The 14,353-nt window shown below is 35.3% G+C and carries 13 protein-coding genes; 10 read left to right on the forward strand and 3 right to left on the reverse strand.

All coding sequences use genetic code 11. The features are described 5' to 3' along the window. Nucleotides 1–3 precede the first annotated feature (3 nt). Complete coding sequence (locus HMPREF2801_RS08345) at nt 4–1,431, reverse strand: leucyl aminopeptidase (protein ID WP_070611815.1); 1,428 nt, start codon at nt 1,429–1,431, stop codon at nt 4–6. Between the two features lie 188 nt (nt 1,432–1,619). Here HMPREF2801_RS08345 and HMPREF2801_RS08350 point away from each other — a divergent pair, with 188 nt between their 5' ends. The 4 genes from HMPREF2801_RS08350 (at nt 1,620) to HMPREF2801_RS08365 (ending at nt 5,618) form a co-directional block, all read left to right on the forward strand. Continuing rightward, nucleotides 1,620–2,525 carry a DMT family transporter gene (locus tag HMPREF2801_RS08350; protein ID WP_070611817.1) on the forward strand — a complete coding sequence of 302 codons (906 nt, stop codon included), beginning with the start codon at nt 1,620–1,622 and terminating at the stop codon, nt 2,523–2,525. Between the two features lie 75 nt (nt 2,526–2,600). Beyond that, nucleotides 2,601–3,227, forward strand: coding sequence for a cytidylate kinase-like family protein (locus HMPREF2801_RS08355; RefSeq protein ID WP_070611819.1), 627 nt, complete (start codon nt 2,601–2,603; stop codon nt 3,225–3,227). Between the two features lie 228 nt (nt 3,228–3,455). Further along, nucleotides 3,456–4,445 (forward strand): helix-turn-helix domain-containing protein, encoded by a 990-nt coding sequence (locus tag HMPREF2801_RS08360; RefSeq protein WP_070611821.1) that lies wholly within the window; start codon nt 3,456–3,458, stop codon nt 4,443–4,445. A gap of 96 nt (nt 4,446–4,541) precedes the next feature. After that, complete coding sequence (locus HMPREF2801_RS08365) at nt 4,542–5,618, forward strand: enoyl-CoA hydratase/isomerase family protein (RefSeq protein ID WP_070611823.1); 1,077 nt, start codon at nt 4,542–4,544, stop codon at nt 5,616–5,618. A 53-nt stretch (nt 5,619–5,671) separates the two neighbouring features. Here the strand turns inward: HMPREF2801_RS08365 and HMPREF2801_RS08370 are convergent, their stop codons facing one another. Continuing rightward, nucleotides 5,672–6,280 carry a DUF4230 domain-containing protein gene (locus HMPREF2801_RS08370; protein ID WP_070611825.1) on the reverse strand — a complete coding sequence of 203 codons (609 nt, stop codon included), beginning with the start codon at nt 6,278–6,280 and terminating at the stop codon, nt 5,672–5,674. A gap of 131 nt (nt 6,281–6,411) precedes the next feature. Here HMPREF2801_RS08370 and HMPREF2801_RS08375 point away from each other — a divergent pair, with 131 nt between their 5' ends. Then, on the forward strand, nt 6,412–7,764 hold the full coding sequence (locus HMPREF2801_RS08375; RefSeq protein ID WP_070611902.1) for a hemolysin family protein: 1,353 nt from the start codon (nt 6,412–6,414) through the stop codon (nt 7,762–7,764). A 134-nt stretch (nt 7,765–7,898) separates the two neighbouring features. Here HMPREF2801_RS08375 and HMPREF2801_RS08380 read toward each other — a convergent pair whose 3' ends face one another. Beyond that, on the reverse strand, nt 7,899–8,888 hold the full coding sequence (locus tag HMPREF2801_RS08380) for a YeiH family protein (protein WP_070611827.1): 990 nt from the start codon (nt 8,886–8,888) through the stop codon (nt 7,899–7,901). Between the two features lie 239 nt (nt 8,889–9,127). On the opposite strand from HMPREF2801_RS08380, the gene HMPREF2801_RS08385 reads away from it, so the two are divergent. From HMPREF2801_RS08385 to clpX, 5 genes are all read left to right on the forward strand, one after another. Next, complete coding sequence (locus tag HMPREF2801_RS08385) at nt 9,128–10,831, forward strand: proline--tRNA ligase (protein ID WP_070611829.1); 1,704 nt, start codon at nt 9,128–9,130, stop codon at nt 10,829–10,831. 1 nt (nt 10,832) lies between these two features. Next, entirely contained in the window at nt 10,833–11,054 is a 222-nt protein-coding gene (locus tag HMPREF2801_RS08390) for a YdbC family protein (RefSeq protein ID WP_019108034.1), read from the forward strand. A 72-nt stretch (nt 11,055–11,126) separates the two neighbouring features. Continuing rightward, entirely contained in the window at nt 11,127–12,491 is a 1,365-nt protein-coding gene (tig, locus tag HMPREF2801_RS08395) for a trigger factor (RefSeq protein WP_070611831.1), read from the forward strand. A gap of 17 nt (nt 12,492–12,508) precedes the next feature. Next, nucleotides 12,509–13,093, forward strand: coding sequence for an ATP-dependent Clp endopeptidase proteolytic subunit ClpP (clpP, locus tag HMPREF2801_RS08400; RefSeq protein WP_070611833.1), 585 nt, complete (start codon nt 12,509–12,511; stop codon nt 13,091–13,093). An 8-nt stretch (nt 13,094–13,101) separates the two neighbouring features. Continuing rightward, nucleotides 13,102–14,319 (forward strand): ATP-dependent Clp protease ATP-binding subunit ClpX, encoded by a 1,218-nt coding sequence (gene clpX / locus HMPREF2801_RS08405; protein WP_070611835.1) that lies wholly within the window; start codon nt 13,102–13,104, stop codon nt 14,317–14,319. The last annotated feature ends 34 nt before the right edge of the window (nt 14,320–14,353 follow it).

The following is a 14,353-nucleotide window of genomic DNA, read 5'->3' on the forward strand; positions in this document are numbered from 1 at the left end:
ATTTTAGCAATCTGTTGGGTCCAGTAAATTGTTTAATGTCTTTACATGAATTCCCGTTGCATTCTTTGGAAGGTAGCCTGATTTTTTATTTCTATAGGCTGTTGCTGCTATGTCAAGGTGGACCCAAGGCGTACCTTCTTTTACAAATTCGCCAACAAATAGCCCTGCTGTAACAGAGCCTGCATCTCTACCTGAAGTGTTTTTGATGTCTGCAACTTCTGACTTGTTTAATTTTTTGTAGTCTTCATCATAAGGGAAGGCCCAAATTTTTTCGCCAGATAATTTTGCTGCATCAAGGATTTCCTTGTAAAAGTCTTCATTATTTGTAACAGCTCCTGTGTAAACTTCTCCAAGGGCAATTGTAACTGCGCCAGTAAGTGTTGCAAGGTCAATAATTTTTTCTGCTCCAAGATCATTTGTGGCATAGTGGACTGCATCGGCAAGGGTGATTCTTCCTTCGGCGTCAGTGTTTGCCACTTCAATAGTAAGTCCCTTCATGGAGTCAATTACATCGCCAGACTTGTAAGATGTGCCTGAAATCATATTTTCGCAAGCGGCAACTACTCCCACTACATTTACCTTGGCCTTGTTCTTTGCAAGGGCATAGATTGTCCCAATAACTGTGCCTGCACCACCCATGTCGCAGTGCATATAGTTCATGCCAGCTGGAGATTTTATGTTGTAGCCACCAGAATCGTAAGTTAGTCCCTTGCCAACTAGGGCAATTTTTTCTGTCTCAGCATTTTTATATTCCATTACAATAAGTCTTGGACGGTTAGTAGCACCTGCTGCCACTCTTAAAAAGGCCTTCATGCCAATTTTTTCGATTTCATCTTCTTCATAAACCCTTACCTTTACACCAAGGTCTTCTAATTTTTCAACTGCAATATTAGCAAGACTTTCTGGATAAATTACATTGGCCCTTTCATTTACAAGGTCTCTTGCAAGAAAGACTCCATCCATAATATTTTCCATTTTATTTAAGCCAGCACGAAGTTTTTCTTCAGGGCCCTTAAAGGCAGAGTAGTTCACTGTAAGTTCAAAGTCAGCCTTTTTTTCTTTCACATCAGTTTTTTTAGTGAACTCATATTCACCTTGGCGAAGACCTTCATAGGCTGCCATTATAGTTTTTCTGTTGCACATACCAAGGTCTGGCATTTTAATTTCAACTTCATGTTCTTCATTGTCTCTTAAAATATTTCCCAGCTCAAAGAAAAGATTTCTCACATCTTCAAGGTCAAGTTCATCTTCACCTAATCCCATAAAAATTTCTGATTCTTCAAGAAAACTAGGAAGGTATAAATTTTCCTTAAACTTATAAGAAAATTTTTTCTTTTCGAGATATTCTTTAATCTCTTCTGGAAGTTCCCCATCTTTTTTTACAAAGTGGACTTTGAGTCCCCCTTCTTTATACAAATTAAATTTAATCATATTTCACCTCTACCTTAATTATACATGAGATTTGCAAAAGGTCTAATCTAAATAATTAAAGATAAGAGGAAAATATACTTAATACATCACTGTTTTTTCGGGATAAATTATGATATTATTAAATTATAAAATAATAGCATCAATTTAGTTGATAACGCTGGATTGGTGTTTTTTTGGGTGGTGTTTTAATGGGTAAAGAATTAAAAGCTTCAATAATGTTATTTATCACATCAATAATTTGGGGACTTGCCTTTGTGGCACAGGCTCAGGGCATGGAACATATAGGGCCCTTTACCTTTACAGCAGCTAGGTCTCTTGTTGCTATAATTTTTTTGTACCTAACCTATGTATTTTTTAATAAAACATCAAAATCCTATAGAGAGCAAAAATTTGACATGAAGAGAACCATAAGGGGTGGAGTCCTTTGTGGCCTTGTCTTTACTTTTGGCATTAACTTTCAACAAATTGGCCTAGTTTATACAACTGCAGGCAAGGCAAGTTTTCTCACAGCCCTTTACATTGTATTCATTCCAATAATTGGACTCTTTTATGGAAAGAAAATAAATAAAAAACTTCAATTGTGTATAGTTCTTGCCATGATTGGAACTTATCTCATGTCAGTAAAGGGAAGCCTTAGCATGAATATTGGCGATTTGATTACAATTTTTGGTTCAATTGTTTTTGCCATTCACATTTTAATGCTATCAGAGTTTTCCAAGGACACTAATGCAGTTTTAGTTTCCTTAATTCAATTTGCAGTTTGTGGATTTTTCTCCCTAATAGCTGCTCTTATTTTTGAGGGAATAGATATGAGTGCAATTTTAAAGTCCTACCTAGCTATTTTGTATGTGGGGATCTTGTCATCAGGCGTTGGATTTACAATTCAGCTAATGGCACTAAAGGAACTGGACCCAGTTGTTGCCTCTATGATTTCCTCCCTTGAATCAGTTTTTGGAGCAGTCTTTGGCTGGCTCATTCTTTCACAAAGCATGAGTGAGAGAGAAATTATTGGCGCCATAATTATTTTTCTTGCCACACTTATTGCCCAACTGCCAATAGAAGTTTATTTGCAGAAAAAACTGGAAGGGCGCTAAAATTTTTCACAAGAATTTTATATTAATTAAAATAGATTTCACATTTATGATATACAATCTTTGAGAGGTGAAGATATGTCACTATTTGAAAAAATTTTCCAAAAGGCTGGTAAGAAGATAATCACCATTGACGGAGAGTATGGCAGCGGTGCTAACGAAATTGCAAAAAAAGTTGCCGAAAAATTAAACTATGAACTATACGACGAAAAATTAATTGAGCTCATGAGCCTTGAAGGAAAGGTAAAACCTGATGAGATAAAGAAAGACGATTCCTTCTTGCAGGGAACTATTTACGACTTATATAGACAAAATTATTCCTACTCCCAAGAGGACATTGCAACAAATGACGCAGCCTTTCTCTTGGACTCACGAACTATAAGAGAAATTGCAAAAAATAAAAAGGCTGTAATTTTTGGCAAGTGCAGTGATTTTGTCTTAGAAGATTTCCCAAAGTTATCTGTATTTATTTATGCTTCTCAAGAATTTAAGGAAGAGAGAATTTTAAATACTTACAAGGTAAAAGAAGACAAGCTCCAGCTAAAGCTTGAAAGAGAAAACAACAGAAGGGCGAACCATTACGGCAGAAACACTGGAAAAGTTTGGGGCGACAGAGCCAGTTACGACCTCTTAATAGATTCATCTGCCTTTGACTTCGAAAGCGTGGCAAATTTAATTGTAGATATGTCACAAAATAAAAAATAAGATCCTGACGAGAGTCGGGATTTTTTTATGGGAAAAATTTATAAAAAATTTACACTATCTTTAAATAAAATATATATTTCATAGAAAAATACTTTGTAAAATAAAGGCAAAAGGTAAAAATTTGAAAATTAGCATACTTGCAACCATGAGTTTACAAATTGACAAGCACTATTTATGGCTTGCCACCATAAATTTTTATAAAATTTATTCAGAAAAGGAGGTAAGGCTATGATTTTAGCAGACAAAATTATAAATCTTAGAAAGAAAAATTCTTGGTCACAAGAAGAACTTGCAGAAAAACTTGGCGTAAGCAGACAATCTATTTCAAAGTACGAAGGAGCACAATCCATTCCCGACATGGATAAAATTTTAAAGCTCAGCAAAATTTTTGGCGTGACGACAGATTATCTCATCAAGGATGAAATAGAAGACCCAGAATTTTTAGATGAGGACTATGAAGAAAGCAAGACGAGAAAAGTTTCCATGGAGATGGCAAGTGATTATTTAGCCTTAAAGGAAATTTCAGCAAAAAACCTTGCCCTTGGAGTTTCTCTTTGCATAATTTCTCCAATTTTATTAGTAATTCTTTCACAGGCCTATGAAAGCTTACTTTTGCCAGTGTCAGAAAATGTAGTTGTTGGACTTTCTCTTACAGTATTATTTTTATTTATAATTGCTGCAGTTGGGATTTTTGTAAGAGAAGGGATGACCTTAAAAAAATATGAATTTATAGAAAGTGAAGCCATTGATACTGATTATGGAGTTGACGGCATGGCGAGGGATAGAATGGAAAAGTTTCACGATTCTTTTGTCAAGAACAACATAATTGGCATCTTACTTATAGTCGCCTCAGTCCTTCCACTTTTTATTGGCATGATTTTTTCAGCTGAAGACATGGTTATGGCAATATCAACGGCCTTTTTATTGGCACTTGTTGCCCTTGGCGTAAATTTTTTGCTGAGAGCCAATATTCCTATGGGCGCCTTAAAAGCACTTTTGGAAGAGGAGGACTTCACTAGAGCAAACAAGGAGCTTAAGAAGAAGGCTGATCCCTTTATAAGCGCCTATTGGATTCTCATGGTGGCAATTTATATTGGATATTCCTTTGCCACAAATAATTGGGGCAGGTCTTGGATAATTTGGCCAGTGGCAGGCGTCTCCTATGTCTTATATTATTTAATTCTAAAATTTTTCTTGGAAAATAATTTTAAAAAATAAAATTTTGAAAATAGATTTCACACCTTTGAGATCTATTTTTTTTGTTATTCTTTATTCTTTGGGTAAAAATACTTATAAGGAAAAGATGGTGATGAAATGAAGGAATTAGTTATTTCAAAAGTTATAAATAAGCTGGGCGTAATTTATTTAAATAGACCTGAAAAATTAAATGCCCTAAATTTTGAAATGATAATAAAAATTAGAGAGTTCTTAGAAAAATGGGAAGATGATAATAATATTAGGGCGGTTTTATTTGACAGCTTAAGTGAAAAGGCCTTTTGTGCTGGCGGAGATTTAAAGGACCTTTACAACAACTATATTAATAATGATTCTTGCCAGAAAAAAGATGAGTTTTTCGCCACAGAATTTGAGCTAGACAAGTACATTGCCTCCTACAAAAAACCAATAATAAGCAATTGGAGGGGCATAGTCATGGGCGGCGGTCTTGGCCTTAGCATAAACTCCGATTATATAATTTGCCATGACTCTGTAAACTGGGCCATGCCAGAAACTGGTCTCGGCTTTGTGCCAGATGTTGGTGTGGGAAAATTTATCTCTAAACTCCCAAGGGCTTTGGGTCATTATGTGGGCCTTCTCGGAAGAAGCCTTGAAGCTTCAGATTTAATTAAATATAATTTTGCCCATGTCTATATAAATTCAGAGGATTATGAAAAAATAATTGAAAAACTTTTTGAGTTTTCAGAAATTTATGAGGGAGAAGAATTAATTGAAAAATTAAAAATCTATGGCGAGAAATATAATTTGCCCTTAAAAGAAACTTTTGTAGATAAAAATTTTGACAAAATCGAAAAATATTTTAATAAGGATAGCCTAGAAGAAATTTATAAGGTCTTAGAAGAAAATCTTGAAGATGAATTTGCAAGAGAAATCTACTATGACTTAAAGTCCAGGTCACAGTTTATGCTTGCAGTCCAATTTGAAAAATATTTCCATGGCAAAAATCTGACCTACCATGAAACTGTGGACCTAGACCTAAAGGTTTTAAATCACTCAGTTGATCTTGGGGAAATGCATGAAGGCGTAAGATCAAAAGTTATAGAAAAGGACTACCAACCCAAGTGGAGTGCAAGGTCCCTAGAAGATGTGGACATGGATCAAGTAAAAAATTTGCTGGGCATAGAAAAAACTTATAAAGAGAGAAAAAATATATAAAAAAATTAAGGGCATTCGAAAAAGAATGCCCTTTTTATTTTGACTTATTAAATTTATTTTAAAGAATCCTCCCTTGTGACCTTGATTTTGTAGTCACTTAAAAGAGTGTCAGACAAGAGGATTTCTTCTATTGCCTTCTTAGATTCTTCGTCAGCGTCTCTTAAGAGACCTCTCTTAATGGCAGTCTCTTCCACTTCTTTCTTTTGATCCTTGGAGAAATTGTTGTAGTCCTCAATGTCAATTCGATTAAAAATAGATTCTCTCTCGTCAAAAACCTTTAATGAGTCCTCGTAAATTTCGTGGCTCAAAATTTTTGCCGGTAGAATTTTTATTTCAATGCTTTTGCCTTCAAGGTCCACCTTCATTTTTTCCAGGTCAAGACCTGCGCTTATGACTCCATCGTAGGAGACTATGAATTTTTTTGAAGTGAAGGGAATTTTATAGCCGTAAAAAGTATTTTGATTTTCAAATTGTCCCATATTTGTGTAGTGATATTTTAATGTTGTAAGTTCCTTGGCGCCAACTAATTTATTAAAAATTAAAGTCGAAGTGATGTCTGGTTCCATTTCAGCTTTCATAGTTTTTTTGCCAGCAAAGAAAGTTGCAAAAAGTGCCACTGCAAGTAGGAGAACCAAAATTATTATTCTTTTAAATTTTTTCATTATACACCTCCATCATGGAAATAATTATAACATAAAAATTTTCAATAAAAAGTTTCTTATGGACAATCTTTTCTGTTATAATCACAAATTCTTTGATATAATTAGTCTAAAAGATATGGAGGAAGATGTTAATGGACGATGGCGCCTTGTGGGCTAAGCTAATATTAATCGCAATACTTACAGGAATTAACGCATTTTTTGCCTCAGCAGAAATGGCAATGGTTTCAGTTAATAATAATAAAATAAAAGAATTGGCAGAAGAGGGAGACAAGAGGGCAAAGACCCTACTATCTATCTCATCTGACCAGACGAGATTCTTATCTACAATACAAGTTGCAATAACTCTAGCGGGATTTTTCTCATCTGGTTCTGCAGCTACAAGTATCTCACAAGTTTTTGGAGTCTACTTAAGTAAGATGGGCTTACCTTATGGATTTACAGTGTCCTTTATTTTAGTGACATTTTTACTATCTTATATAACACTTGTCTTTGGAGAACTTGTGCCAAAGAGAATAGCACTTCAAAATTCAGAGAAAGTTGCCCTTAAATCCAGCAATATAATTGCCTTTGCATCAAAAATATTTTATCCCTTTGTAAAGCTATTGTCTTTCTCAACAGCATTAGTTTTAAAGATGATGGGCAAGTATTCTGAAGATGTTGAAGAAAAAATTTCAGAAGAAGAATTAAAATCCTATATAAAGGTTTCCACTCAGCAAGGAGTAATAAACTCAGCTGGTGAAGAAATGATTGTAAATATAATGGACTTTGACGACAAGTTGGCATACGAAATAATGACGCCAAGGACATCAATTTACATGGTGGACTATGACGAATTTAACACAGACACAGTTACAGAAATTTTAAAGAAGGGCTATTCAAGAATGCCAGTCTTTAGAGAAAACACAGATAACATTTTGGGAACAGTCTATATAAAAGACCTTTTTGTAGAATATGCAAAAAATGATTATGAGTCTATAAACTTGGACAAGTGCATAAAGGCACCTTACTTTGTGCCTGAAACCAAAAAAATTGACATGCTCTTAAAGGAACTTCAATCTTCCAAAAATTATGTGGCAATACTAATTGACGAGTACGGTGGATTTTCAGGCATGGTTACAGTGGAAGACATAGTAGAAGAAATCGTAGGTGAAATTGAAGACGAGTACGACAAGGAAAACCACTCCCTAGAAAAAATTTCTGACAACGAATATATAGTTGACGGGTCCATGGATATCGAAGACATAAACGATGAACTTGACACATCACTTTATTCAGAAAACCACGAGACAATTTCTGGGCTTATAATTGAAAAGCTTGGATTTATACCAGAAGAAAATGAAAAGAAAAAGCTTAGCGTAAAGACTTCAGGCTGCATCTTGACAGAACTTGCAGTGGCAGACAAGAGAATAGTCAAGGCAAGCATCAAGGTCATACCAGAAGAACAAGAAGAGGCAAAGAGAGAGTACAAAGAATTTAATTCATAAAAATATAAAAGGTGAAAAGTAAAAGTCCGCGAGGGCTTTTATTTTTTCTTAAAAAATAAAAATTACCACAAAAAAAGAAGTTTAGACTTATCTTTTACAAGTTAAACTTCTTTTTCTTTTATCAATTTTAATTTTTACCAAATACTAAGTATGTGCTGCATCAAGAGGCTGACAAAAATTATTCCTATCCAGCATAGGGCACCTTCCACGATTGCCTTGCCACCTTGGGAAATTAATTTTTTTATGTCTGTGTTAAGTCCAATTGCTGACATTGCCATTATGATGAAAAATTTTGACAAAAATTTCATGCTTGACAAGAAAGTTTCTGGAAGGGGCAAAAGTGTCGTGATGATTGATGCAAGTAGGAAAAATAAAATAAATGTTGGGAAAGCCTTTAGTGGGTTTACTTTTTCCACGCTGTCCTTTGATTTTATTATTCCAAGGACAAGGGTAATAGGAATAATTGCAAGAGTTCTAGTTAGTTTTACAATTGTTGCGTAGTTAAGGGCAGTGTCGTCATTAAACATTGTTGACCAAGTGCCTGATGCTGCAACAACTGATGATGTGTCGTTAATGGCTGTGCCTGCCCACATGCCAAAGCCTGTGTGAGTCATGCCAAGCTTAACGCCAAGAGTTGGGAAGATCAGTGCAGCAATTATGTTAAATAAAAATATTACAGAAATTGATGTGGCAATGTCCTCGTCCTTGGCATTAATAACTGGTGCTGTTGCAGCAATGGCAGAGCCGCCGCAAATTGATGAGCCAACGCCAACTAGGGTGGCAATGTCAGAATCAATATTTAAAACTTTTGCTGCTGCAAAGGCAATTATAAGTGCAGTGGAAATTGTAGAGAGAATAATAAGTAGAGATGACTTACCAACAACTATTATTTCACTAAGGTTTAGTCCAAAGCCCAAGAGAACTACGGCAAGTTGCAAAACTTTTTTTGATGTGAATTTTATGCCAGATTCAAGAGACTCTGGTCTATTGAAATTATTTAAGATGATTCCAAAGAGTATTCCAAAGACAGGTCCACCAATTACAGGAAATTTTTTGCCAAAAAAATAGGCGCAAGCTGCAATGAGAGCTGAAAATAAAATTCCACTTATATCTTTTTTCTTCATTATAAGGTCCTCCTATTTATATTTTATGAAACAATTATCTATTATACATTAAAAGGGGAAAAATTTTTGTGACTTTTGCAAAAGAATTGATTTAAGCCTTAAAAATCTAAAAATTTTCCACAAAAATGTGAAGTATTACAAGCTTTATAGTATAATAAAAATAGCGTGCCACGAGATTTTTTCATAAAACTTGTGGAAATTTATTTTATTTATTATAATACTTTTATTATGGAGGTAATATGAGATTATCAAAACTTTATATGCCTACTCTTAGGGAGGATCCACAAGATGCAGAGATTGCATCACACAAGTTTCTCCTAAGAGCTGGTATGATTAGAAAATCTGCTAGTGGTATCTATACATACTTGCCACTTGGCTATAGATCCATTCGAAAAATTGAAAATATAGTTCGTGAAGAGATGGATAGAGCTGGCTCAATGGAAATTTTAATGTCAGCTATTCAACCTGCTGAAATCTGGAAAGAGTCTGGTAGATGGGAAAAGTTTGGTCCCGAAATGTTTAAGTTAAAGGACAGAAATGACAGAGAGTTCTGCCTTGGACCAACTGCGGAAGAATATTTTACCACTCTTATTAGAGATGAAGTTAAGTCTTACAAGGACCTTCCCCTAAATTTATACCAAATTCAAACTAAGTACAGAGACGAAAAGAGACCGAGATTTGGAATAAATAGGGCAAGAGAATTTTCTATGAAGGATGCCTATACCTTTGACACTTCACCAGAAACACTTCACGAGGCTTACATGAATATGTATGAGGCTTATGAAAGAATCTTTGACAGATTAGAGCTTGATTATAAAATTGTTGAAGGTGACAATGGCGCCATGGGCGGCACTGGCTCCCACGAATTTATTGCCCTTTCTGAAACTGGAGAAGGCGTAATTGTTTATGCTGAGTCTGGAAAGTTTGGAGCAACTGAAGAAAAGGCTCCTGTTGAATATATCCTTCCAGAAAGAGAAGATAAAAAAGACTTAGAAAAAGTTCATACGCCTAATGCAAGCACAATCGAAGAAGTTTCTAACTTTTTAAAAGTTGACCCAAAGAAGTGCGCCAAGGCAATTGACTTAATGCTAGGAGACGAACCAGTTTTAGTCTTTATTCCTGGCGACAGAGAATTAAATATGGCAAAGCTTGTAGCCTATACTGGTACTGCTGAACACGACATAAGAATGATGGAAGAAGCTGACATTGAGGCTATTAAGACTAAAAAAGGCTACACAGGACCTATTGGACTTGATGTTAGAATGATCTTCGACAAGAGACTTACAGAAATGGATAACCTAGTTGTTGGAGCCAACCTTGATGAGTACCACTACATCAATGCAAATTATGGCAGAGACTTTGAGGGCGAAGTTGTAGATGACCTTCTTCTTGTTGCTGAAGGTGACAAGGTTCCTGGAACTGACGAAGAATATAAATTCGCCAGAGGCATTGAAGTGGGAAATATTTTCAAATTGGGTAAAAAATATTCAGAAGCTTTAAACGCAACTTATCTTGACGAAAATGGCAAGGCAAACTATTTTTACATGGGCTCTTACGGAGTTGGTGTTACAAGATCTGTAACGGCAGTCATAGAACAAAACCACGACGACAATGGAATCATCTGGCCAATGGCTGTTGCACCTTATGAAGCAATTGTCACAATAGTAAATGTCAAGGATGAAGACCAAGTTAAGCTTGGAGAAAAGATTTACGAAGACTTAAAGGCTAAGGGAATCGAAGTTCTTCTTGACGACAGAAAGGAAAGGGCTGGAGTTAAGTTTAAGGACAGAGACTTAATTGGTATTCCACTAAGAATTACTTGCGGCAAGAAATCTTCTGAAGGCCTAGTTGAGTATTCAACTAGAAGAGAAATGGAAAATTCTGAAATTTCTTCTGAAGATGCAGTAAAAAATGTTTTAAAGGAAGTAGAAAAGGTTAGATAGTATGAGCGACTTTAAATTTGAAATTACTGAGCACTTGGGAGTTTTATCTGAAAGTGCCAAGGGCTGGACTAAGGAGCTTAACAAGGTTTCTTTTAACGACAGACCAGCTAAGTACGACTTGAGAGAGTGGGACCCCAACCACGAAAAAATGTCAAAGGGTGTCACACTTAATGACGAAGAGATGGAAATTCTCTCTAAAATCCTAAAGGACAGAGGGATTTAATATATTTTTAAAATAACTTATGTTATAATGTAGAGATGTAAAAAAACGCCATAGAGCGAGGAGGCTATTAAAATGGAAATTAAAAAGAAAGAAAAAAACACTGTCTTTTTTGACCTTGTTTTAAAAAGAGAAGATATAAATAATGCTGAAACAGAAGTGTACAAGAAAAACAAAAAGCACTTTCAATTACCAGGATTTAGAAAGGGTCATGTTCCTAGAAAGATGATCGAAAATATGTACGGCAAAGATGTATTCTTTGAAGATGCTATTAACGAACTTCTTCCAGCTGAATATGAAAAAGCTATTAAGGAATTAGATTTAAAGGTAGTTGACCAACCTAATATTGACATTGACGAAGAAAGCATAAAAGATGACAATGATGTTGTTGTTAAGGTATCTGTTGATGTTAAACCTGAAGTTGAACTTAAGGACTACGAAGGAATTGAAATCGAAGACCCAACTCTTGAAGTAACTGACGAACTTATTGATTCTGAAGTTGAAAACGAAAGAGCCATGAATGCAAGAATTATAAATGTTGACGACAGAGCTGTAGAAGATGGCGACACTGTAAACATCGACTTCAAGGGCTCTGTTGATGGAGAATATTTTGAAGGTGGCGAAGCTGAAAGCCAAGACCTTAAAATTGGTTCCAACACATTTATCCCAGGCTTTGAAGAACAACTAATTGGTCACAATATTGATGAAGAATTTGACATCACTGTTAAATTCCCAGAAGATTACCACCAAAAAGATTTAGCTGGAAAAGATGCAAAATTTGAAATTAAATTAAACAGCATTTCTTATGAAGAACTTCCAGAACTTGATGACGAATTTGTAAAAGATATTTCTGAATTTGACACACTTGAAGAATTTAAAGCTGACATCAGAAAGAAGAAGGAAGAAGAATTCAAGACAACTTCTGAAATGGAAAAACAAAGAAGAGCCATTGACAAAATCGGCGAAATGGTAGATGTTGAAATTCCTGAAGCAATGATCAATGCTCAAATCGACGACATGATTAGAAATTACGACCAAAGTCTTAGAGCTCAAGGCATTAGCTTTGAAGATTACATCAAGATGATTGGTCAAAGTCTTGACGACTTCAAAAACACTATGAGACCTGAAGCAGAAAGAACTGTTAAAAACGATCTTGCCCTTGAAGCTCTTGTAAAAGATTTAGCAATTGAAATCACTGACGAAGAAATCGAAGAAGAAGTAAATAAGGTAGTTGAAGAATACTTCAAAGACGACAAAGAACACATGGAAAAGATGAGAGACTACATGCTAAATCAAAACAAGGAAGTTGTAAGAGACGACCTTGAAAAGAGAAAGGCAATTGACACTCTTGTTGAAAAGGCAAAATTTGTTGAACCAAAGGAAACTACTGAAGAAGAAATTAAAGAAGAAGTAAAAAAAGACAAAGAAGAAGATAAATAATCAGAGGATGTGATTACATGGCATTAGTGCCAATGGTAGTAGAACAAACTAATAGGGGCGAAAGGTCCTATGACATTTATTCAAGACTTTTAAAGGATAGAATTATTTTTGCAAGTGGCGAAGTAAATGATGTCATGGCAGACTTAATCGTTGCCCAACTTTTATTTTTAGAATCTGAAGATCCCAATAAGGACATCCAACTTTATATAAATTCACCTGGTGGTTCTGTGTCTGCAGGCTTTGCCATTTACGACACTATGAATTATATTAAGCCAGATGTTTCTACAATTTGCATTGGAATGGCTGCATCTATGGGAGCATTTTTGCTTGCCTCTGGAGCTAAGGGAAAGAGATTTGCCCTTCCAAATTCTGACATTATGATTCACCAACCTTCTGGTGGTGCACAAGGTCAAGCTAGTGACATTCAAATCAATGCAGAAAAGATTTTAAAAATTAGGCACAAATTAAATGAAATTTTAGCTGAAAGAACTGGTCAAGATCTTGAAAAAATCGAAAGAGATACAGATAGAGATTATTGGCTAAATTCTGAAGAAGCAAAAAAATATGGTTTAATAGATAAAGTTATAGAAAAAAGGGTTTGAGGTGAGATATGTCAAATACAGATGAAATTTTGAGATGTTCATTCTGTGGCAAAACGCAAAACCAAGTGAATAGATTAATCGCCGGACCTAATGTAAATATTTGTGACGAGTGCATCGAGAGATGTCACGCAATTTTAGAAGAAGAAATTCCCCATGAGATAAATAAGGATTTCGACCTAAAAAAACCAGCTGAAATCAAAGAGATTTTGGACCAATATGTGGTGAAGCAAGAGGATGCCAAGCGTGCCCTTGCCGTTGCCGTATATAACCACTACAAGAGGATTTCATCTTCCAAAAAACTTGACCCAGATATTGAACTTCAAAAGTCCAACATCTTAATGATTGGACCTACTGGTTCAGGTAAAACTTTACTTGCACAAACTCTTGCCAGACTTTTAAATGTTCCCTTTGCCATTGCCGATGCCACAACTTTAACTGAGGCTGGCTATGTTGGCGAAGATGTTGAAAATATTATTTTGAAGCTAATTCAAAATGCTGACTACGACATTGAAAGGGCAGAAAAGGGAATAATTTACATTGACGAGATAGATAAAATTGCCAGAAAATCTGAAAATGTATCTATTACAAGAGATGTAAGTGGAGAAGGTGTGCAACAAGCACTTTTAAAAATTATCGAAGGCACTGTTGCCAATGTTCCACCACAAGGTGGCAGAAAGCATCCTTCTCAAGAATTTATTCAAGTTGACACCACAAATATTTTATTCATTGTTGGTGGTGCCTTTGACGGAATTGACAAAATTATTGAAAATAGAACTGCCAAGTCCTCTATGGGCTTTGGGTCTGAAATTATTGACAAGAAGGCCAATAGAGAAAATATTCTTAAAAAAGTTGAAACTGAAGACTTGTTAAAGTTTGGACTTATACCAGAACTCATAGGCAGGCTTCCTGTAACTATAACTCTTGAAGAATTAGACGAAGATGCTCTAGTAGAAATTTTGACTAAGCCAAAGAATGCCCTTGTAAAGCAATATAAGGAGCTATTAAAGTTTGACGATGTTGACTTAATTTTTGACGACGAAGCCCTAAATTATATTGCAAAGAAGGCAATAGAAAAGAAGGCAGGAGCTAGAGGCTTAAGAGGAGTTATCGAAAACACGATTATGAATGTCATGTACGAAATTCCTTCAAGAGATGACATCAAGGCAGTAAAAATAACTAAGGAATCAGTAGAAGGCACAGCATCTGCTGAATTAATAAAAAAATAAAAATAAATTTAGCCGTGGTTGACACGGCTTTTTT

The sequence above is a fragment of the Peptoniphilus sp. HMSC062D09 genome (genome assembly GCF_001811425.1).
Lineage (GTDB): Bacteria > Bacillota > Clostridia > Tissierellales > Peptoniphilaceae > Peptoniphilus_A.